Here is a 20,657-nt window from a genome sequence, read left to right as displayed (position 1 = left end):
CGTTGTGAGCTCGCATGCCAAGCGTTGAAGGATTGGGCGCCCGCAAGGCGGCGCTGCGAATGCTCGATTCGGTGCTCCGCCGGGGGCAGACTCTCGACAGCGCTGCTTCGGCTGGAAGCGACCTAGCGCCCGCCGACCGGGCGCTTGCCGTCGCTATCGCTGGCGAGACGCTGCGGCGAATTCCCGACCTCGATGCGTTGATCGACAGCGCGACGCGCCAGCGCCTGCCGGACGATTCGAAGGCGCGGACCGTGCTCCGCCTGGCTCTCGGGCAAAAGGCGTTGAGCACGCCTGACCACGCCATCGTCGCAACGGCGCTGCCGTTGGTCGAAGGCGGTCCGCGGCGCCTCGTCCACGGCGTGCTCGGCACTTTGCTGCGGCGGGGCGTCGGCTTGCCCGAAGCGCCGATGCTGCCGCAACAGGTCGAGGAACGTTGGCAGCGAGCTTGGGGTGATGACGTCGTTCGGGCCGCGCGCATGCAGATCGCCCGGCGCCCCTCGCTGGACCTGTGCTTTGCCGACGATGCGGAAGCGCAAGCTTATGCGGCGGCGAACAGCGGTGTCTCCCTCGCACCGAAACACGTGAGGCTCGACAGCGCTTCGGTTAGTGATCTGCCGGGATTTGGCGGAGGTCGCTGGTGGGTGCAGGATCTCGCCTCTTCGCTTCCTGCACGCCTAATTCCGGAAGGCTGGGGCGAAGTGCTCGATCTATGTGCCGCACCGGGCGGCAAGACCATGCAGCTCGCCGCCGCCGGTCATGACGTAACCGCGGTGGACGCGTCAGGAAGTCGTCTGGAACGACTACGCCAAAACCTCGATCGCACGCACCTCAACGCCACGCTGGTCGAGGCCAATGCCCTCACTTGGGCGCCGGATCGCCAGTTCGACGCCATCCTCCTGGACGCGCCCTGTTCTGCCACGGGGACGTTCCGCCGCCATCCCGAGATCCTCTACCGCGCCCGCCGCGACATCATCGCCAGCAGCGCGGAGTTGCAGTCGAAGCTGATCGCCCGCGCCGCGCAGTGGCTCAAGCCGGGCGGCGCGCTAATCTACGCGGTCTGCTCGCTGGAGCCCGAGGAAGGCGAACGCCAAGTCGAAGCGCTTCCGGAACTGAGCGTCGATCCGCCGAAACCCGGCGAATTGCCCGATTTCGCCAGCGCGTCGCCCGCAGGCTGGGTGAGAATTCTGCCTGGTCTCCTGCAGGATCAAGGCGGCCTCGACGGCTTCTTCATTGCGCGGCTTGTCCGGCGCGGCGGTTAACGTCTAATCGGGGCCCGTGCCCGACATCCTCATCGCCCCGTCCATCCTCTCCGCGGATTTTGCCAAGCTCGGCGAGGAAGTGTGCGCGATCGACGAGGCCGGCGCGGACTGGATCCACATCGACGTCATGGACGGGCATTTCGTGCCCAACCTCACCATCGGCCCGGCGGTGGTAAAGGCGCTCCGCCCCCACACGCAAAAGCCCTTTGACGTCCACCTGATGATCTCGCCGGTCGACCCGTTCCTCGATGCGTTCGCCGAGTCCGGCGCCGATATCATCACGGTGCATCCGGAGGCCGGGCCGCACCTTCATCGCACGATCCAGCGCGTGAAATCACTGGGCAAGAAGGCGGGCGTCTCGCTCAATCCGGCGACTCCGGCAAAGGCGCTCGACTACGTGCTGGAGGAAATCGACCTCGTCCTTGTGATGAGCGTCAATCCGGGCTTCGGGGGCCAGAAGTTCATCGCCAGCCAGCTCCGCAAGATCGAAGCCATCGCCAGCCGCATCACGAAGGAAAATCTCGACGTGCGGCTGGAGGTCGACGGCGGGATCGATCCGGCAACGGCGCCGCAGGCGATCTCGGCCGGCGCCGACGTGCTGGTCGCTGGGACCGCGGCTTTCCGCGACGGACCAGCTTCCTATGCCGCAAACATCGAGGCGCTCAGGGGCCATCGATGAACGATGCAGGTGCCGAGCGCGACGTCGTCCGCAAGCTCGCGCGCGGGTCTCTTCTCTCCCGGCTGAAAACCTCCCGTCAGCCGTTGAAGCTGGTTGCTGTCCCGCGCGACCATGTCGCCGGCGATCGCCAGCGTGGTGCAGCGCTTCTGTCCGGAAAGTTCAACGCCGGCAGCGAGACCTTGCCGCTCAATGACCTCGACTTCGGCGCCATCGGTGCGACCGGCTCCCTCGCAGAACAGTTGCAAGGTTTCTCTTGGTTGCGCGATCTTGCCGCGGCGGCCTCTCGCGAAAATGGCGCCCGGTTGGCGGAGGCGGTGGTCGGCCGCTGGCTGATTGTTCACGGCACAAAGGTCGACGACGCTTGGGCCCCGCACCTTTGGGGCGAACGCATCCTCTTCTGGAGCGCCTACGCGCCTTACATCCTGTCGAGCACGGACACGGGCTACCGGTCCGCCTTGCTCAATACGCTGGCGCGCGGCGCGCGCCATGTGGAGGCGAATGCCGACAAGGCGGCTGCGGGGTTGGATCGGATCACTGCCTGGTGCGGCGTCGTTGCCGCTGGACTGCTCATCCAAGGCGGCGTTCCGCGCGTCGCTCGCGGGGAGGTCGGACTGGCCCGCGCGCTGGCCGCCGCGCAGTTCGATGACGGCGGCCTGGTCAGCCGGTCGCCGTACAAACAGACGTTACTGGTCGATCGCCTCGGCCTGCTCCGCGCCTGCTACCTCGCCGCGAAGCAGACCATTCCCGACGGCATCGAAGCCGCCGCCGCCGCATCGCTCGCCGCGCTTCATGGCGTCACGCTGGGCGATGGCGCGCTTTCAAGCTGGCAAGGCTGCGGACCTTCGGAAGCCGCGCGGCTGACCGCCCTGATCGAAGGCTGCGGCCTTCGTGCGCGCCCGCTCCGCAACGCACGCGGCTGGGGCTATCAGCGTCTTTCCGCGCTCGGCACGATCCTTGTTCTCGACGCGGCGCCACCACCGCCCCAGAAAATCTCCGCGCAAAGTTCCGCGTCGACGCTTGCGTTCGAACTTTCGGACGGTCCGCAGCGCCTCGTGGTCAACTGCGGCGGGCCCGGGCCGCTGCCGACGGCGCTGAGCGACGAACTCGTCGAAGCGCTTCGCACGACGGCGGCGCACAGCACCCTCGTTCTCGCCGACACTAACTCCACAAGCATCCTCGCCGACGGCTCGCTCGGCAAAGGCGTGGAGGACGTCACCATCGATCGCAGCGAGGGCAATGACGCCAGCCGGCTCGAGGCGAGCCACGACGGTTACGTTCGCGCTTTCGGGCTCGTTCACAAGCGCAGCGTCATGCTGGGCAACGACGGCAAGGAGCTTCGCGGGGCGGAGCAACTGATCGCGAAGGGCCGCAAGAAGATTCGCGAATCTGCCGCTTATGCCGTTCGCTTCCATCTCGCGCCGGGGGTCGAGGCTACTGCCACTGCCGACGGCATGGGGGCTATCCTCCGGTCGAAGGGCGCGCCGCCCTGGAACTTCCGTTGCCGCGGCGGGATGTTGACCACGGAGGAAAGTCTGTGGATCGACGGACGCGGGCAGCCGCAACCCACGACCCAGTTGGTAATCGTTGGCGAAGTTTCGTCGCTGGGCGGCGAAATCGGCTGGCAGTTCCGCCGCACGAGCTGATCAAAAGGACGTTTCGATGACCGATCTCGTACCCGTTCGCCGGGCACTCATTTCGCTTTCCGACAAGAGCGGGCTCGCCGAGTTGGCCACGGGGCTCGCGCGGCACGGCGTCGAATTGGTCTCGACCGGCGGCACGGCCGCCAAGCTTCGCGAAGGAGGCGCGTCGGTGCGCGACATCAGCGACCTGACCGGCTTTCCCGAGATGATGGACGGCCGCGTGAAGACGCTTCATCCGAAGGTCCATGGCGGCCTGCTCGGCGTGCGCGACAATCCGGAACATGCTGCGGCAATGGCGGAACACGACATCGCGCCGATCGATCTGGTCGTCGTCAACCTCTACCCCTTCCTCAACACCGTGATGAGCGACGCCGATCGCGACACCATCATCGAGAATATCGATATCGGTGGCCCGTCGATGGTCCGCTCGGCGGCTAAGAACCATGCACATGTGGCGATCGTCACCGATCCGGACGACTATCGGGAATTGCTTAGCCAGCTCGACACCAATCAGGGTGCCACGACGCTCGAATTTCGGCGCCGGCTTGCGGCCAAAGCCTTTGCGCTGACGGCAGCATACGACTCGCTGATTTCCCAATGGTTCGCTTACGCTGACCTCGGGCTTCGCTTCCCGCCGCGCTGGACGATCTCGAGCAAGCTGGCGCTCGAGTTGCGTTATGGCGAGAATCCTCACCAGCGGGCCGCGCTTTATATCCCTGAAGGGCCCGTCGGTACCGGCCTCGCGACGGCTCGCCGGATTCAGGGCAAGGAACTCAGCTACAACAATCTGAACGACGCTAGCGCCGCTCTCGAATTGGTGAGCGAGTTTCGGAACGACGCGCCGACCGTCGTTATCGTTAAACATGCCAATCCTTGCGGCGTCGCTACCCGCGAGCCGTTGTTGGATGCGTGGAAGGAGGCCCTCAGCTGCGACAGCGTGTCGGCCTTCGGCGGTATTGTCGCGACGAACCGCCCGCTCGACGCCGCAACCGCGGAAGCGATCACGGAGATTTTCACCGAAGTCGTCGTCGCGCCAGACGCGGACGATGACGCCAAGGCGATCTTTGCGAAGAAGAAGAATCTTCGTCTCCTGCTGACCGGTGAGCTTCCCGATCCCGCGCGCCGAGGGCAGACGATGACGGTCATCGCCGGTGGCATCCTCGTCCAGGATCGCGACAACGGCATGATCACGCGAGATCAGCTCAAGTGCGTCACCAAGCGTCAGCCGACTGAGCAGGAAATCGCCGACTGCTTGTTCGCATGGACCGTTGCCAAGCACGTGAAGTCGAACGCGATCGTCTATGCCAAGGACGGCGTCACCGCAGGAATCGGCGCGGGCCAGATGAACCGTCGTGACAGCGCTCGAATCGCCGCCATCCGCGCCGAGGAAGCTGCCGAAGCGAACGGCTGGGCGCAGCCGCGCACCGTCGGTTCAGCCGTCGCGTCCGATGCCTTCTTTCCCTTCGCCGATGGGCTTCTCGCAGCTGCAGCGGCGGGCGCCACTGCGGTGATTCAGCCCGGGGGCTCGATCCGCGACGATGAAGTCATTGCCGCGGCCGACGAGGCGGGTCTCGCGATGCTGTTCACGGGAATGCGTCACTTCCGCCACTAGGCGTCAGACGATATCGTCTTCCAACTGATCGCGTGCCTCCGCATCGCGCAATTCCTGGACCTCGTCCTTGCGCAACTTGAACAGCTCGCGGTCTTCCGGGCCGAAGCCCTTGGTCCACAAGACGATTCCGAACGCGCCGAGGGTCATGGGAATGCCGATGATCAGCTGCAGCATCTCCGGCAGGAAAAGCCGGATAGGCGCGCCGACGACGACGGCGGCAGCGGCGGCCCAGGCAATGCTCCACCGCCAGCCCGATACCGGCTCCCTGAGCTTCCGCTTGAGCAACCAGGATTTCGCTAGCGACGCAAAACCAAGCGCGACGCAAAGCGCAATCGCGGGCCCCGTCGCCTGAAATGCCTGTGGGAAACCTTGGCCCTTCATGATCAGAATCAGCGCCGCGGCCAGGCCGGCCTCGATTGCCAGCATGATCAGGCTGATCAGCATGTTGCGTTTGCGCGCGACGTAGATCAGCGCCGCCTCGCTGACGACTGCCGCGGCGGCGATGACTTCCGCGGCAAGCAGGAAGCCAAGCGTTGCCGTGCCGCCGGTGAAACCGGAACCCACCAGCGCCATGACCGCGCGGCCGGGTATCCCGAGCGCCAGCGCGATCCCGGCCTGGGCCGCGATGATCCAGTAGGTCACCTGCCGAACCTGCTTGGCGATGCCCGGCAGGTCGCCGGTTGCGAGCCGGCGGACGATCGCGGGGCCGAGCACTGGCTCGAAGCTCGTCTTCAGCTTGGCGGGAAGCGTCGCGACTTGCTGGGCGACATAATAAATACCGACGAATGCCGCGGGCATGAAGGCCCCGAGCACGGCGAGGTCGATGCGACGTGACGCCCATTCGACGGCATCGGCCGCTGCTAAGGGAACGTTTCGCGCGGCCGTGCTCCATGCCGTCTTCAGGTCGGGCCGCCAACCGTGCGGCACGCCGTAACATCTGAATAAAGGTATGAGCGCCGCGATCATCGCCGCGACCATCGAGAAGACGTAGGAAATGATCAGCCCGTCATCGATCGAGATGTAGGACCAGATGAAGGCGACGATGCTGATCGTCCACGGCTCGACGATCGACCGCGCGCGAACCGTCGACGCGACGTCGTGATTATAAGCGAGGGCGGCGAGCGCGATGTCGGTCCAGGCGATGGCGATGACGGTGATCGCCAGCAGGTGATCCATGCCGGAGATGCGCGTGGTCGGGTACATGGCGCGCGGAAAGGCGATGAGGATCGTCATTCCGATGACCGAACCGATCGCCGCGACCAGCATTGCATCGGCGACGACGCAGGCCTGCGGCTTCTTCGCGTTAGCGAGCAGCTGGGCGAGACCGCGCCTTAATCCGAGCGCCGCAATCTGTGCCGCGAATTCCACGACCAGCACGGCGTAAGCGAAGCGCCCCAGCTCGCTCGCGCCGTAGACGCGGCCGGCAATGAACAGGAATGGCAGCCGCGCCGCCAGCCGAAGCACGAACCCGAAAATGTTGAGCCGGCCCCCGCGAGCCAGCGTCGCCATGTCGGCATCGGGCGTCTGGTCGACGGTCGCGGCGGTCCGCGGCGCGTCGGTCAATGCGCCTCGCCCCAGTGCGCGCCCCAGCCCACTTCGACATCCAGCGGCACGTCGAGTCTGATCGCCGGCTCAGCGGCCGTGCTCATCACGCGGCGAATGACCTCGGCGGCCTGCTCCTCCTGCCCGTCGGGTACTTCGAAGACGAGTTCGTCGTGAACCTGTAGGAGCATGCGCACGCCCTCGAGGCCTTCCTTCACCAGCGCATCGTCCATCCGCGCCATCGCGCGCTTGATGAGGTCGGCGCTGGTGCCCTGGATCGGCGCATTGATTGCAGCCCGCTCGGCGCCGCCGCGGATCGAGGGATTGGGTGAGCGGATGTTGGGCAAGAAATGCGTTTTCCGACCGAACAGAGTCTGCGTGAAGCCCTGCTCGCGAACGAAGGCCAGCGTCTTGTGAATGTAATCCTGGATGCCGGGGAAGCGTTCGAAATAGCGGTCGATGATCGCCTTGCCCTCGTCCTTGCCGACTCCGAGCCGGCCCGCCAGGCCCCACGAGGAGATGCCGTAGAGGATCGCGAAGTTCACGGTCTTCGCCTTGTTGCGCGTGTCGCGGTCGACGGTGCCGAACAGTTCCTCGGCCGTGATGCTGTGGATGTCGGCGCCGCCGCGGAACGCTTCCTTGAGCTGCGGCACATCGGCCATGTGCGCCGCAAGGCGAAGCTCGATCTGGCTATAGTCGGCGCTCAGCAGCTTGAACCCGCTGTCGGCGACGAAGGCATCGCGGATCTTGCGCCCGATCTCTGTCCGGATCGGGATGTTCTGCAGGTTCGGGTCGTTCGACGACAGCCGTCCCGTTTGCGCGCCGGTGAGCGAAAAGCTGGTGTGGACACGCCCGGTCTCGCCGTTGATCTGCCCCTGGAGCGCGTCGGTGTAAGTGTTCTTGAGCTTGGTCAGCTGACGCCATTCCAAGACCAGCGTCGCACAAGTCACGCCCTCCGCCGCCAGCCGCTCCAGCTCATTCACGTCGGTCGAATATTGCCCGCTCTTGCCCTTGCGCCCACCCTTCAGGCCAAGCCGCCCGTACAGAACCTCACCGAGCTGCTGCGGAGATCCGATGGTGAACGGGCCGCACGCCGCTTCGTAAACGCGCTCCTCCAGCGACTTGATCTCGGCACCGAACTCCGCGGACAACTTCGCCAGATACTCGCGGTCGACCTTTACGCCGCGCCGCTCCATGCGCGAGATCACCGGCACCAGCGGCTTGTCGACGCGCTCGTAGACCCGCGACGCTTCCTCCGCGGCCAGCCGCGGCTTCAGCCGCATCCACAGGCGCAGCGCGATATCGGCGTCCTCGGCCGCATATTCGGTCGCGGCCTCGAGCGGCACCTTGTCGAAGGTAATCTGCTTCGACCCCGTCCCGCACAATTGCTTGAACGGGATGCACTCGTGGTCGAAGTGCAGCTTCGCCAGCTCGTCCAGCCCGTGTCCGAACGACCGCCCGGCATCGAGGTCAAAGCTCATGACCATCGTGTCGTCGATCGGCGCGACCTCGATCCCCGCCTTGTCGAACATCACCCAGTCGTACTTGAGGTTGTGTCCGACCTTCAGGACCGCAGGATCCTCCAGCATCGGTTTCAGCTTGGCGAGCACGAGGTCGAGCGGCAGCTGGTTGGGCGCTTCCGACAGCAGGTCGCCGCCGCCATGTCCGACCGGAATGTAGCAGGCCTTGTTCGGCGCCGTCGCCAGGCACACACCCACCAGCCGCGCGATGATGCAGTCGATGCAGTCCGTCTCGGTGTCGATCGCAACGAAGCCCTGCGCGGTCGCCTCCGCAATCCAGCGGTCGAGCGAATCCTCGTCGGTCACTGTCTCGTACTTCGAACGGTCGACCTCGATCTTCTCGGGCTCGGCCTGCGCCGCGCGCTTCGGCTCCATTGCCGCCATGACGTCATTGACGACGGTTGCGCCCTTCTGAGGTGCGCTTCCGGTCAGGCGGTTGAGCAACGACTTGAAGCCCTGGTCCTCCAGGAACGCCTGCAGCGGCTCGAGCGGAATGCCCTTCAGCGACAAGTCCTCGAGCGGCTCCGGCAGGTTCGCGTCGCACACCAGCCGAACCAGCTCGCGCGACAAGCGCGCCGCGTCGGCATGATCGATCAGCGACTGCTTCAGCTTCGGCTTGGTGATTTCGTGCGTCGACGCCAGCACCGTCTCCAGATCGCCATAGGTCTGGATCAGCTGCGACGCCGTCTTCGGCCCGATGCCCGGCACGCCCGGCACATTGTCGACGCTGTCACCCATCAGCGCGAGCACGTCGCCGACCTTCTCCGGCGGCACGCCGAACTTCTCGAGCACTTCGGCCCGCCCGATCCGCCGGTCGTTCATGGTGTCGAGCATGTCGATTCCGGCATCCTCGTCGATCAGCTGCATCAGGTCCTTGTCAGAACTGACGATGGTCACCCGCCAGCCCGCGGCCTTCGCCGCAACCGTGTAGCAGGCGATGATGTCGTCGGCCTCCAGCCCCGCTTCCTCGATGCACGGGATCGAGAAAGCGCGCGTGGCTACGCGGATCAGCGGGAATTGCGGTACCAGGTCTTCGGGCGGTGGCGGCCGGTGCGCCTTGTATTGATCGTACATCTCGTTGCGGTGCGTATGCTCCGACGCATCGAGAATGACCGCCATGTGCGTCGGCCCGTCCGCTTTGTTCAGGCTGTCGGCGAGCTTCCACAGCATCGTCGTGTATCCGTACACCGCGCCCGCCGGCTGGCCGTGCTTGTTCGTGAGCGGCGGCAGCCGGTGATAGGCGCGAAAGATGTAGCTCGACCCGTCGACCAGATAGAGGTGCGGGACGGCCGATTCAGAAGCGGATGATGGCGTCGAGGCGTCAGGCATGAAGGCGGCGGTTTAGCAGGGTGGCGGCGGGAAGGAAGCTGCCGGAAATGTAGGAAGTCGAGCGGCAGGTTTCGACCCATTGCGGACGCTCGGCAACACGGTAACCATTGGGGGATGAAGACATTTCTACTGATCCTCGGTGCGCTTGGGGCAAGCTTGATTTACGGTGTGTCGTCGGCGACGGCGATGCCTGCTTCGTCTGCTATCGTTGCGGAAGGCAAATTGAAGGGCAGACTAGATGGCACCTCAGGCGTTCGGGTCTTTCGGGGAGTTCCGTTCGCAGCACCCCCGATTGCCGATCTCCGATGGGTGGAGCCCCAACCCGCGGCCAAGTGGAAGGGCACAAGAGACGCGACGAAGTTTGCACCGCGCTGCATGCAGCGACCGCTCTTCTCCGACATGCAGTTTCGCTCGCCGGGCATCAGTGAAGATTGCCTTTATCTCAACGTTTGGCTGCCGCCTCGCGAAAGGCGCCCACCGAAGCAGGGATACCCTGTCCTGCTCTATTTTTATGGGGGTGGTTTCGACGCCGGCGACAGTTCGGAGAAGCGGTACGACGGCGCATCGCTCGCACGCAGAGGCATCGTCGTCGTCACGGCGAATTATCGCCTCGACGTGTTCGGCTGGCTTGCCCATCCAGAATTGACGGCGACTTCGCCGCATCATTCGTCAGGCAATTACGGCCTGCTGGATCAGATCGCCGCACTGAAATGGGTGCGGCGCAATATTCCGGCATTCTTGGGCGATCCCACGCACATCACAGTCGGCGGCGAGTCGGCGGGATCGATGTCGGTCAGCGCACTGATGGTATCACCGCTTTCCCGTGGACTCATTAGGGGCGCCATCGGCGAAAGCGGCGCACTGATGCAAAAGTGGTCGCCGCCGCGGCGAGAGACGGCTGAACGCGAGGGTGTCGCCTTCGCGACAGGCCTTGGTGCCCCGGCACTCTCCCAATTGCGAGCGATGCCTGCCGATCGTTTGCTCGCCGCGAGGGACAAGGCTGGCAACATCTCCACAGGCATCATCATCGACGGCTATGCTTTGACAGAAGCCCCGTCTGTCACGTTCGAGCATGGCCACGCTGCTCATGTTCCGCTGCTTGTGGGCTCGAACTCTCAAGAGGCCGCCGCCTCTGCCGTGATCGGGGACGGTTCACCGACGCTGGCAAACTATCGTGCGGGATTAGCGAGAACGCTCGGCGATAAGGCTGATGCGGTTTTTGCACTCTATCCCGCTCATTCCGACGATGAGGTCATGGGCGCCGCAACGGCTCTTGCGAGTGATGATTTCCTGGCGCTCCCAACGTGGAAATGGTTCGATCTCCAGCGTCGAACCGGGGCGCCCGTCTATCTGTACCTGTTCGCAAGGGTGCGCCCACCGTCCGTAACTGATATTTCAACGCGATCGAAGGAATGGGGCGCCGTTCACAGCGCGGAGATTGAGTATGCGCTCGGGAACCTGGACGTGAATCCGCTTTATCGTTGGGCGCCGGACGACCGGTTAGTTTCCGCGACAATGACTCGATACTGGGCCAATTTCGTCAAGACCGGAAACCCCAACGGCGCCGGGCTGCCTTCCTGGGCTCGCGCGTCGATCGACCCTACGAAGATCCGCCGGCAGATCATCGATGTCCATTCGAAGAGCGTGCCGTTCGTCGAGCAAGAGCGCTACCAGCGGGGCGAGAGCCTAGTCTACATGCATTGATGTTCGAGACTTGAGCTAACGTCCGCTTCCCACCCAAACCTGCCACTAGCCGGAAACCACTGTCCTCAGGGCCGGACTTGTGGTCCAAGCTTGGCGATGGGATCGCCCGCTAATTCGAAAACTCGCCGCGACGTTTGGACGCCGGAGCGCCAGCTTCGCTTCCTCGCCATCCTTGCGCAGCCGCGCAGCGTCAGTGGCGCAGCCGCGGGCGTCGGCATGAGCCACGAAAGCCCCTGCCGCTTGCGCAAAGGGCCGGGCGCGGCGCTGCTCGGCGTGGCCTGGGATCGCGCGCTCGAAGGCACAGGCTGTCGAACCGCGCTGGCCTCGGCGAGGAAATTTCTTGCGGAAATCCGCCGAAGTGCATGAAGTGGAAGAATCCCGGATTCGACGCCCTGCTGCGTCAACTTCGTGAACTTCCGCTCGATCGAAAATTAGCCGATCAGCAGCGGGTACAGGACAATCGCCAGGCCGATCATGCTGATGGTGAACACGAGCGTGCGCACGACCGGCACGCCGGCAACATAGAGCGGCAAATAGACGACGCGTGCCGCCAGCCAGATCCAGCCGCCGATCGCGGTCAGATTGCTGGTCCGGCCCGCAAGCACGACGCCGGCCAATGCGACGATGGCGATCGGAAACGTTTCGGCGAAATTGCCTTGCGCGCGCACCGCGCGGCCGGTGACGGGGCTCGGCGGGGGCAGCGCTTCGTCGCGCGCGCCGACATTCCAATTGCGGCCGTATTGCGCCGTCTTGAATCGAATCGCGACGAAGATGTGCACGAACAGCAGCAGTGCGCCGAGTGCGAGAATCCTGATTTCTGACGGCATGCCGGGTTCCCCTTTTTATGCCGCACTGACACGAGTTCCGGACCGCATTGGCAAGAGCGGCGAGAAAGGACTTGCCGATAAACAATAAGTTACATATTGTTTATCGGTAATGATTCGTTGGAAAGATGAACCGATGCCCAAAGACCGCTCCGCGCTGCTCCCAATCGCCTACGTGACGCTGCGCATCCTAATCGTCCTTAACTGGGTCTTCTTCGCCTGCGTCCTTGCACTCCTTAGCTACACCTTCATCAACGAAGCGTGGACGATGAAGGCGCTCGGGGTCGCCGACGCGCCAAACGCTGGCGCGGTGCTGGTCGGCATGCGCGCGATCGCGGCACTCGGCCTGGTCGCCATCGCGCTGAACTATCCGCTGCTGAAGCGCCTGCTCGCCATAGTCGACACCGTTCGGGCAGGCGACCCGTTCGTCGCGGAGAACGCCTACCGCCTGCAGGCCATCGCCTGGATCCTGCTCGCGCTGCAATTGCTGAGCATAGTGATCGGCGGGATCGGGAAGGCCATCTCCACCTCGGGGCATGAATTCCATCTCGACGCCGGCTTTTCGCTCAACGGCTGGCTCGCCGTCATCCTGACCTTCATTCTCGCCCGCGTCTTTGCCGAAGGGACGCTGATGCGCGAAGACCTTGAAGGCATGGTCTGATGGCAATCGCCGTCAAGCTCGACGAGCTACTCCACGATCGTCGGATGACGCTTACCGAATTGGCGGAACGCGTCGACATCACGCTCGCCAACCTGTCGATCCTCAAAACCGGTAAGGCACGCGCCATCCGCTTCTCGACCCTCGAAGCAATTTGCGAGGCATTGGCCTGCCAGCCCGGCGACTTGCTGGCGTTCGAAACGGAGGACGTGGCTTAGGGAACGAGAACGGTGTCCTTCGCCTCCGGCAGCATGTCCGGAAAATCGAGGACATAGTGAAGCCCTCGGCTTTCGTGCCGCGACAAAGCGGAGCGGATGATGAGGTCGGCGACCTCGACCAGGTTGCGAAGCTCGATGAGGTCCGGGGTGACGCGGAAGTGGGCGTAATAATCGCGCACTTCCTGCCGCAGCATATCGATGCGGTGCTTGGCGCGCTCCAGCCGCTTGGTGGTGCGGACGATGCCGACATAGTTCCACATGAAGCGGCGTATTTCACCCCAGGTCTGGGCGATAACGACTTCCTCGTCGCTGTCGGTGACCCGGCTTTCGTCCCAGGCGCGGATGGCGGGGACATCGGGAAGTGCGTCGAAGTTGGCCGTGATGTGCCTTGCCGCCGCCTCCCCGAAGACCAAGCATTCGAGCAGGCTGTTCGAGGCGAGGCGATTGGCGCCGTGCAGGCCCGATTGCGTCACCTCGCCGGCCCCGTAGAGACCGGGCGCATCGGTGCACCCGTCGAGGTCCACCATCACGCCGCCGCAGGTGTAATGCTGCGCCGGGACGACGGGGATCGGCTCCTTGGTGATGTCGATGCCGAGCGTCAGCAGCCGGTCGTAGATGTTCGGAAAATGCTCGCGGACGAACTCCGGCTCGCGATGGGAGATGTCGAGGTGGACATAATCGAGGCCGAGCCGCTTGATCTCATGGTCGATGGCGCGGGCAACGATGTCGCGCGGCGCAAGCTCGGCGCGCTCGTGGAAGCGCGGCATGAAGCGGGTGCCGGCGCCCTTCACGCCCGGCGGCAGTTTGAGGTGTCCGCCTTCGCCCCGCACCGCCTCGGTGATCAGGAAGTTCTTGACCTGAAGATTATAGAGGCAAGTCGGGTGGAACTGCATGAATTCCATGTTCGAAACGCGGCATCCTGCCCGCCACGCCATGGCAATCCCATCGCCCGTCGCGCCGCGCGGCGCGGTTGAATAGAGGTAGGTGCGGCCGGCACCGCCGCTGGCGAGGATCGTCGCCTTCGCCGTCAGCGTTTCGACCCGCTTCTTCTTGCGGTTGTAAGCGTATAGCCCGTGCACCGCCCCGCTCGTCGAGAAGTGCGTCGCGTGGCGCCCGGTGACGAGGTCGATCGCGACCATGTCCGGAACCAATGTGATGTTCGGGTGCTTTGCCGCCGCCGTTTCGAGCGCCTCCTGCACCGCATAGCCGGTCGCATCGGCTACGTGGACGATACGCCGGTGGCTGTGCCCGCCTTCTCGGGTGAGGTGAAGCGCATTGCCCTCCTGCGCGAACGGCACGCCAAGCTCGACCAGATGCCGGATCGCGCGCGGTGCCTCTTCGACGACATGCTCGACGACCTTGCGGTCGTTGAGGCCCGCGCCGGCAATCATCGTGTCATTGACGTGCGATTCGAAGCTGTCGCCCTCTTCGAGAACCGCCGCGATGCCGCCCTGCGCCCAGCTCGTCGCGCCTTCGCCGAGCGCGCCCTTTGCGATGACGGCAACTTTGTGCGTGGCCGCGAGATTGAGCGCGGCGGTCAGCCCCGCGGCGCCGCTGCCGACGATCAGCACATCGGCGTCGGTGCTCACGCGGCTTGGGTTTCTGAAGTGAGACTGAGGAAGACGTCCTCTAGGTCCGGATCGCGCGTCGACACGTCGATGATGCCGTGACCGTCAGCGGTTAGCGCAGTAAGCACCTGCCCTGCGTTCACCTTGTCCTTGCGATAGGTGATCTCGAGCGTTCGCTCATCGATCAGCGCGATGTTCTCGAAGCAGGCGTTAGTCGGAACGGTCACGATGTCGCGATCGAAGGTGACGACGACGGCCTTTTCCTGCGCTTTGGAAATGAGCTCGCGCGTCGGCTCGTTGGCGATGACCTTGCCATGGTTGATGATGGCGATGCGGTCGCACAGCTGCTCCGCTTCCTCGAGATAGTGGGTCGTGAGAACGATCGTCACACCCTGGGCATGGAGCTTGTGGACATAATCCCAAAGCTGCCGGCGGAGCTCGACGTCGACGCCCGCCGTCGGTTCGTCGAGCACGAGGATCGGGGGTGAATGGACCATCGCCTTGGCGACCAGCAACCGCCTTTTCATGCCGCCCGAAAGGGTGCGCGAGTAAGCTTTAGCCTTGTCGGTCAGATGCATGGCCGCCAGCAGCGCGTCGGATTGCCGCTCGTTGGGCGCGATCCCGTAGAGGCCTGCCTGGATCTCCAGTGTCTCGCGCGGCGTGAAAAAGGGATCGAAGATGATTTCCTGCGGCACGACACCGATGGAGCGCTTGGCGTTGCGCGGATGCTCGTCGATGTCGAACCCCCACACCGTCACCTTCCCGCCGCTCTTCACGACCAGGCCGGCAAGGATGTTGATGAGCGTCGACTTTCCCGCTCCATTGGGCCCGAGCAGCCCGAAAATCTGGCCGCGGGGCACCTCAAAGCTGACGTCGTTCAGCGCCTGCTTTCCGCCAGCGTAAGTCTTCGACAGGTTCTCGATGCGGATCGCAGCGTCGGTCATGGTGGAGCGCCGCATAGGGCGGACAATGGAAAGGGTAAATGCGCGCGGTGCCCGCGATTGAACCCCCGCCCGCCGATTGCTACCTCCACGCCATGTCAGATATCCAGCCCCCCGAAGTCATCCGCGTGTCCAAAGTGCAGGTCGCCTGCGACGGCTCAGGCGATATCTCGCCTGCGCTCGGTCACCCGCGCGTTTTCCTGCGGATCGAGCCGGACACCGGCTTCGTCGAGTGCGGCTATTGCGACCGCCGCTTTGTCTACATTGGGGGACCTGCGGACAGCGAGGCGGCATGACCGCTCCGGATCCTCGCCGCTTCCTCTATCGTAGCCTCGACACCGACGGCGCAAAGCGGCTCGCCGCGAAGCATCTATCGTCCCACGACGATGGCGAGCTCTACCTGCAGTATAGCGCGAGCGAGGCCTTCGGCTTCGACGACGGCCGGCTAAAGACCGCCGATTATCACAGCTCGTCCGGCTTCGGCCTGCGCGGCGTAACCGGCGAGACGACAGCCTTCTCGCACGCCAACGAGATCAGCGAGGCCGCAATCGAGCGGGCCGCGGCGACGCTGAAGCTGCTCGACGCCGCCAAGGGCGGGCCGGCCGCGCCGCCGCAGCGGACGAACCAGTCGATGTACGGGGCTGAAGACCCGCTCGCGCTCGTTCCGTTCGCAGAGAAGGTCGCGTTGTGCGAGCAGATCGACGCCGCTGCACGCGCCCGCGATCCGCGTGTCTGCCAGGTCAGCGTTTCACTGGCGGCAAGCTGGAGCGTGATAGACATCGTCCGCGGCGACGGCTTCGTGGCGTCCGATGTCCGCCCGCTCGTTCGGCTCGGCGTGCAGATCGTGGCCGAGCACAACGGCCGGCGCGAAACCGGTTATCACGGCATCGGCGGTCGCTATCTCTACGGCCGGTTATTCGAGGATGCCGAATGGGAGCGTACGATCGACATCGCGCTCGCCCAGGCGATCACCAATCTGGACTCGGTCGACGCACCGGCTGGCGAGATGCCTGTTGTGCTGGGTCCGGGGTGGCCGGGCGTGCTGCTTCACGAAGCAGTCGGCCATGGGCTGGAAGGCGACTTCAACCGCAAAGGCACCTCGGCTTTCTCCGGCCGCATCGGCGAGCGCGTCGCCGCACCGGGCGTTACAGTGATCGATGATGGCGCGATGGAGCTTCGCCGCGGATCGCTGACCATCGACGACGAAGGGACGCCGACCCGCCGCAACGTGCTGATCGAGGATGGATTCCTCAAGGGATATATTCAGGACCGGCTTAATGCGCGGCTGATGGGTGTCGAACCAACCGGCAACGGGCGCCGCGAAAGCTTTGCTCACGCGCCGATGCCGCGCATGACCAACACCTTCATGCTCGGCGGCAAGGACGATCCCGGCGAACTGCTCGAGCGCGTGAAAGACGGAATCTACGCCAAGAGCTTCGGAGGCGGCCAGGTCGATATCACCAGCGGCAAGTTCGTCTTCAGCTGCACCGAGGCTTACCGAATCCGCGGCGGCAAGATCGCCGAGCCGATCAAGGGCGCGACTCTGATCGGCGACGGCCCTACGGTGTTGACGCGGGTGAAAGGGATTGGCAACGACCTCGCCCTCGACGAGGGCATCGGCATCTGCGGCAAGGGCGGGCAGAGCGTGCCCGCGGGCGTAGGCCAGCCGACCTTGCTGATCGAGGGCCTGACCGTTGGGGGCACCGCCGCGTGACGGTCGAGGAGTGGCGTGCGCAGGTCCTCAAATTCTGGTTTTCTCTCTCGCCCGATCAATGGTGGAACGGCGGTGCCGACCTCGACCACCGAATTCGGCAGTCGTTCCTCAAGCTGTGGGCTGAGAAGCGGCAGCTGCCTGCCGACTCGTTCCTGACCGATCCGTTGACCGCGCTCGCCGCCGTGATCCTGTTCGATCAGTTTCCGCGCAACATGTTCTCCGGGCACGCGGACCAGTTCTCCACCGATCACCTCGCGCTGGCGGTCGCGGCGGCAGCGGTCGATCGCGGCCTAGACGAGCAGCTTCCCGCCAAGGAGCGCGCGTTTATCTACATGCCGTTCGAGCACAGCGAAGATCTCGCTGACCAGAAGCGATCGGTGTTGCTGTTCACCGAGCTCGGCGATGATGAGTTCCTGCCCTTCGCGAAAAAGCACCACGAGATCATCGAGCGCTTCGGCCGTTTCCCGCATCGCAATGCGATCCTGGGTCGCGCACCGCGGCCCGACGAAATCGCCGCGGGCGACGTCAAACCCTGGTGAGCGGGCTTGTCGAGGCGGCCCGATTCAACTGGCCATATCAGGCTGAACTGTTTCGACTGTTTCTCGAAGATCGCGGCGTCAGCGCGATCGTCTTTGACACGCAAAGCGCTGGCTACGCAGACGGTGCAATGGTTGGCGTGCGCGTGATGGTGCTCGACGAAGACCTCGCCGAAGCCAAACGACTGTTTGGAGAATATGACGCCTAAAGCAGGTGCGATATCGGACCGGAGTCGAAGCCGGCCGCCGTCAGCTTCTGCTCGACTTCCTCGCGGGCGACACCTTGGCCGCGCTGCGCCAGCGCAGAGGCGAGCGCTGACCGCATACCGGAGCGGCAGAAGGCGAGCACCTTCCCTTCGCCTGCCGCACCGATCGCCTCCTGCATCGCTTCGACATCAGCCGGGCCGATGCCGCGGATGATCGGCACGTGGCGGTAGGCGATGCCGGCTGCCTCCGCCGCGGCTTCGAGGTCGGCTGCCATTGGCTGACCGGCCTCTTCACCGTCGGGCCGGTTGTTGACCAGCATCGTGATGCCCTGTTCCGCCAGCCCGGCGACGTCCTCCGGAGCGATCTGGCCGCTGACCAAAGTCCTGTCGTCGAGCCGGCGGATCATTGCTTAGCGGCCCCTTTCGCCCTTCTTCGGCGTCTCGACAGGTGCGGCCGGTGGAACCGCGGCAGGTGCCGGCGCCGGCGCCGGCGCAGCGCTTTCACCGCCACCCAGGCCATAATAGTCGATGTACGGCTGGATGCTCGGGTCATGGCCGGCGAACGCGCGGTACATCTCGCCATATTCGAGCGTGTTGCCGCGCGAGAGGACCATATTCCGGAAACGCTGGCCGTTAGCCCGGGTCAGGCCGCCGTGGCTCTGGAACCAAGCGAACGCGTCCTGGCCGAGCATGCGCGTCCATGGATAGGCGTAATAACCGGCTGAGTAGCCGTTGCTCCAGATGTGCAGGAAGTAGTTGGAGCGATAGCGCGGCGGCACGTCGGCAACGTCGTAGCCACTCTTCGCCAGCGCATCGGCCTCGAACTTGTCGACATCCTGAAGCGGAGCCGTCGCCGGCAGCGAGTGCCAGTCGAGATCGAGGTGCGCGGCTTCGAGCACTTCGCCGACGTCATAGCCCTGGTTGAAGGTGCGCGCGGCGAGGATCTTGTTCACCAGGTCCTGGGGGATGGTCTGCCCGGTCTTATAATTGACGGCGTAGTGCGGCAGGATCTTAGGATCGAGCGCCCAGTTCTCGTTGAACTGCGACGGGAACTCGACGAAGTCGCGCGCGACGTTCGTGCCCTGCAGCGTCGGATAGGTCTGCGCGGCGAACATGCCGTGCAGCGCGTGTCCGAACTCGTGGAACATCGTCGTCACGTCGTCCCAGCTGATCAGCGCAGGCTGGCCCGGCGCCGGCTTGGCGAAGTTCTCGACATTGAAGATCACGGGCTTGGTGCCGCGCAGGTACGACTGGTTGACGAGATTCGACATCCAGGCGCCGCCGTTTTTGTTGTCCCGCTTCCACGGGTCGATCATGAAGATCGCAAGCTCTTTGCCGTCGGCGTCGTAAACCTGAAACGCGCGCATGTCGGCGTTCCAAGTCGGGATGTCCTTCCGCTCCTTGAACGTCAGGCCGTAAAGCTGGTTCGCGGCGTAGAACACGCCGTCCTCGAGCACCTTGTTGAACTCGAAATACTGCTTCAGCTGATCGCTATCGAGCGCATAGCGCTGCTTGCGGATCTGCTCGGCGTAGTAAGTCCAGTCGGCGGCGGTCGGCGTGAAGGTCGCCCCCTGCTGCTTCGCGAGCGCGCGGATGTCCGCGGCCTCCCGCTGCTGCTTGGCCGCCACCGCCGGTGCGAGCCGATCGAGGAAGCCGATCGCCGTCGCGCGGTTCTGCGCCATCTGGTCGTACAAGGTGTAGTCGGCCCAGTTGGCGGCGCCGAACAACGCCGCCTTCTTGGAGCGAAGCTGCGCAATTTCCTTGATGAGCGGGCGGGTGTCGTTGGCGCCGCCCTTTTCCGCGCGGGTCAGGCTCGCATCCATCAACGCCTGGCGGGTCGCGTGGTTGGTCAACGATTCCAGCAGCGGCTGCTGCGTCGTGTTCTGCAGCGACAGCACGTAGCCGTCGAGCTTGCGTGATTTGGCCGCCTCGGCCGCAGCATTGATCTGCGCGTCGGACAGGCCGGCGAGTGCGGCGCGGTCGGTGAGGTGAAGCGCGCTGGCCTTGGCGGCGGCGAGCAACTTCTGCGTGAACTCGGTCTGCAGCGAGCTCAGGCGCTGATTGTATGCCTTCAGTTCCGTCTGCTTGGCCGGCGGAAGTTCGGCGCCAGCATGGACGAACTGCTTGTAGTAGACGTCGAGAAGCTTGGCCTGTTCGGGATGCAGGTTCAGCTCAGCCTGGTGGTCGTGAAGATACTTCACGCGGCCAAACAGCCTCTCGTTGAGGAAGATGAAGTCGTTGTGCGCGGCGAACAGCGGCGACGTCTTCGTGTCGGTGGCCTGCAGCACGTCATTGGTCTGCGCGCCGTTGACGGCGTTAAAGGCAAGACCGGCGCGCTCGAGCAGAAGGCCAGAGCGTTCCAGCGGAACCAACGTATTGTCGAAGGTTGGCGTTGCCTTCTGGTTGGCGATCGCTGTCACTTCTGTCTTCTGTTGCGCCATGCCGGCGAGCAGCGCGGGCAGATAATCCGTGTCCTTGATGCGCGAGAAATCCGGCGTCTCGAACGGCAGCGTGCTCGGCTGCGCGAACGGGTTGGAAGCAGGCAGTGTGGCCGAGGCCGTGGCGGCGGCCTTCTTGGGCGCGGCAACAGCGCCGGTCGAAGCGGTCGCGACGGCAATTGCCGCCGTCGCGGCTAGAAGCTGATGGATCATATTTCTCCCCAAGAAGTCGAAAACGGTCGTTCAACGTCTCTTCAACCGAGTCGCGC

General features: G+C 64.5%; 20 protein-coding genes. 12 read left to right on the top strand and 8 right to left on the bottom strand.

Annotated features, from left to right (window positions below; all coding sequences use genetic code 11):
- The first annotated feature begins 14 nt into the window (after window positions 1-14).
- From ABD704_RS08805 to purH, 4 genes are read left to right on the top strand one after another with little or no spacing between them, the layout of a single operon-like run.
- A complete protein-coding gene (locus ABD704_RS08805; protein ID WP_344699309.1) occupies window positions 15-1,259 on the top strand; it encodes an RsmB/NOP family class I SAM-dependent RNA methyltransferase in 1,245 nt (414 codons plus the stop codon).
- 16 nt (window positions 1,260-1,275) lie between these two features.
- Complete coding sequence (gene rpe / locus ABD704_RS08800; RefSeq protein WP_344699308.1) at window positions 1,276-1,938, top strand: ribulose-phosphate 3-epimerase; 663 nt, start codon at window positions 1,276-1,278, stop codon at window positions 1,936-1,938.
- Window positions 1,935-3,581, top strand: a complete 1,647-nt coding sequence (locus tag ABD704_RS08795; RefSeq protein WP_344699307.1) for a heparinase II/III family protein — start codon at window positions 1,935-1,937, stop codon at window positions 3,579-3,581. Before rpe ends, ABD704_RS08795 begins: the two co-directional genes overlap by 4 nt.
- Window positions 3,582-3,597: 16 nt before the next feature.
- Window positions 3,598-5,190: a bifunctional phosphoribosylaminoimidazolecarboxamide formyltransferase/IMP cyclohydrolase gene (gene purH, locus ABD704_RS08790; RefSeq protein WP_344699306.1), complete on the top strand. Its 1,593-nt coding sequence runs from the start codon at window positions 3,598-3,600 to the stop codon at window positions 5,188-5,190.
- 3 nt (window positions 5,191-5,193) lie between these two features.
- On the opposite strand, the gene ABD704_RS08785 is transcribed toward purH, so the two are convergent.
- From ABD704_RS08785 to ABD704_RS08775, 3 genes are read right to left on the bottom strand one after another with little or no spacing between them, the layout of a single operon-like run.
- Window positions 5,194-6,699 (bottom strand): lipopolysaccharide biosynthesis protein, encoded by a 1,506-nt coding sequence (locus ABD704_RS08785; protein ID WP_344700520.1) that lies wholly within the window; start codon window positions 6,697-6,699, stop codon window positions 5,194-5,196.
- A gap of 50 nt (window positions 6,700-6,749) precedes the next feature.
- Window positions 6,750-9,581 carry a DNA polymerase I gene (gene polA, locus ABD704_RS08780; RefSeq protein ID WP_344699305.1) on the bottom strand — a complete coding sequence of 944 codons (2,832 nt, stop codon included), beginning with the start codon at window positions 9,579-9,581 and terminating at the stop codon, window positions 6,750-6,752.
- Window positions 9,574-9,705: a hypothetical protein gene (locus ABD704_RS08775; RefSeq protein WP_344699304.1), complete on the bottom strand. Its 132-nt coding sequence runs from the start codon at window positions 9,703-9,705 to the stop codon at window positions 9,574-9,576. Before ABD704_RS08775 ends, polA begins: the two co-directional genes overlap by 8 nt.
- Between ABD704_RS08775 and ABD704_RS08770 the strand changes: the two genes are divergently transcribed.
- Together ABD704_RS08770 and ABD704_RS08765 are read left to right on the top strand one after the other, a co-directional pair.
- Complete coding sequence (locus ABD704_RS08770; RefSeq protein WP_344699303.1) at window positions 9,696-11,285, top strand: carboxylesterase/lipase family protein; 1,590 nt, start codon at window positions 9,696-9,698, stop codon at window positions 11,283-11,285. The genes ABD704_RS08775 and ABD704_RS08770 overlap by 10 nt on opposite strands.
- A gap of 96 nt (window positions 11,286-11,381) precedes the next feature.
- Complete coding sequence (locus tag ABD704_RS08765; RefSeq protein WP_344699302.1) at window positions 11,382-11,651, top strand: LysR family transcriptional regulator; 270 nt, start codon at window positions 11,382-11,384, stop codon at window positions 11,649-11,651.
- 65 nt (window positions 11,652-11,716) lie between these two features.
- On the opposite strand, the gene ABD704_RS08760 is transcribed toward ABD704_RS08765, so the two are convergent.
- Window positions 11,717-12,112 carry an MAPEG family protein gene (locus tag ABD704_RS08760; protein ID WP_344699301.1) on the bottom strand — a complete coding sequence of 132 codons (396 nt, stop codon included), beginning with the start codon at window positions 12,110-12,112 and terminating at the stop codon, window positions 11,717-11,719.
- A 109-nt stretch (window positions 12,113-12,221) separates the two neighbouring features.
- Between ABD704_RS08760 and ABD704_RS08755 the strand changes: the two genes are divergently transcribed.
- Window positions 12,222-12,770 carry a hypothetical protein gene (locus ABD704_RS08755; RefSeq protein ID WP_344699300.1) on the top strand — a complete coding sequence of 183 codons (549 nt, stop codon included), beginning with the start codon at window positions 12,222-12,224 and terminating at the stop codon, window positions 12,768-12,770.
- A complete protein-coding gene (locus tag ABD704_RS08750; protein ID WP_344699299.1) occupies window positions 12,770-12,985 on the top strand; it encodes a helix-turn-helix domain-containing protein in 216 nt (71 codons plus the stop codon). The genes ABD704_RS08755 and ABD704_RS08750 overlap by 1 nt, the downstream gene beginning before the upstream one ends.
- Here the strand turns inward: ABD704_RS08750 and nadB are convergent.
- Together nadB and ABD704_RS08740 are read right to left on the bottom strand one after the other, a co-directional pair.
- The gene (nadB, locus tag ABD704_RS08745) at window positions 12,982-14,574 is read right to left on the bottom strand and encodes an L-aspartate oxidase (protein WP_344699298.1); all 1,593 of its coding nucleotides are present in this window, start codon (window positions 14,572-14,574) and stop codon (window positions 12,982-12,984) included. The two genes, ABD704_RS08750 and nadB, sit on opposite strands and share 4 nt — an antisense overlap.
- Window positions 14,571-15,497 (bottom strand): ABC transporter ATP-binding protein, encoded by a 927-nt coding sequence (locus tag ABD704_RS08740; protein ID WP_344699297.1) that lies wholly within the window; start codon window positions 15,495-15,497, stop codon window positions 14,571-14,573. The genes nadB and ABD704_RS08740 overlap by 4 nt, the downstream gene beginning before the upstream one ends.
- Window positions 15,498-15,589: 92 nt before the next feature.
- On the opposite strand from ABD704_RS08740, the gene ABD704_RS08735 reads away from it, so the two are divergent.
- Genes ABD704_RS08735 through ABD704_RS08720 form a run of 4 tightly spaced genes read left to right on the top strand, consistent with a single transcriptional unit; the run spans window position 15,590 to window position 17,953 of the window.
- A complete protein-coding gene (locus tag ABD704_RS08735; protein WP_344700519.1) occupies window positions 15,590-15,790 on the top strand; it encodes a zinc-finger domain-containing protein in 201 nt (66 codons plus the stop codon).
- Window positions 15,787-17,208 (top strand): metalloprotease TldD, encoded by a 1,422-nt coding sequence (tldD, locus tag ABD704_RS08730; protein ID WP_344699296.1) that lies wholly within the window; start codon window positions 15,787-15,789, stop codon window positions 17,206-17,208. The genes ABD704_RS08735 and tldD overlap by 4 nt, the downstream gene beginning before the upstream one ends.
- Complete coding sequence (locus ABD704_RS08725; RefSeq protein ID WP_344699295.1) at window positions 17,205-17,747, top strand: DUF924 family protein; 543 nt, start codon at window positions 17,205-17,207, stop codon at window positions 17,745-17,747. Before tldD ends, ABD704_RS08725 begins: the two co-directional genes overlap by 4 nt.
- Window positions 17,744-17,953, top strand: a complete 210-nt coding sequence (locus ABD704_RS08720; protein ID WP_344699294.1) for a putative signal transducing protein — start codon at window positions 17,744-17,746, stop codon at window positions 17,951-17,953. Before ABD704_RS08725 ends, ABD704_RS08720 begins: the two co-directional genes overlap by 4 nt.
- On the opposite strand, the gene ABD704_RS08715 is transcribed toward ABD704_RS08720, so the two are convergent.
- Both ABD704_RS08715 and ABD704_RS08710 read right to left on the bottom strand, forming a co-directional pair.
- Window positions 17,950-18,357, bottom strand: a complete 408-nt coding sequence (locus ABD704_RS08715) for a protein tyrosine phosphatase family protein (RefSeq protein ID WP_344699293.1) — start codon at window positions 18,355-18,357, stop codon at window positions 17,950-17,952. The two genes, ABD704_RS08720 and ABD704_RS08715, sit on opposite strands and share 4 nt — an antisense overlap.
- Window positions 18,358-18,360: 3 nt before the next feature.
- The gene (locus ABD704_RS08710) at window positions 18,361-20,601 is read right to left on the bottom strand and encodes a M3 family metallopeptidase (RefSeq protein WP_344699291.1); all 2,241 of its coding nucleotides are present in this window, start codon (window positions 20,599-20,601) and stop codon (window positions 18,361-18,363) included.
- Window positions 20,602-20,657: the final 56 nt, after the last annotated feature.

Origin of the sequence: Sphingomonas limnosediminicola (assembly GCF_039537965.1) — a bacterium.
GTDB lineage: Bacteria > Pseudomonadota > Alphaproteobacteria > Sphingomonadales > Sphingomonadaceae > Sphingomicrobium > Sphingomicrobium limnosediminicola.
Note: the sequence above shows the minus strand (reverse complement) of the source record. Positions and strands in the feature narration are given on the sequence as shown.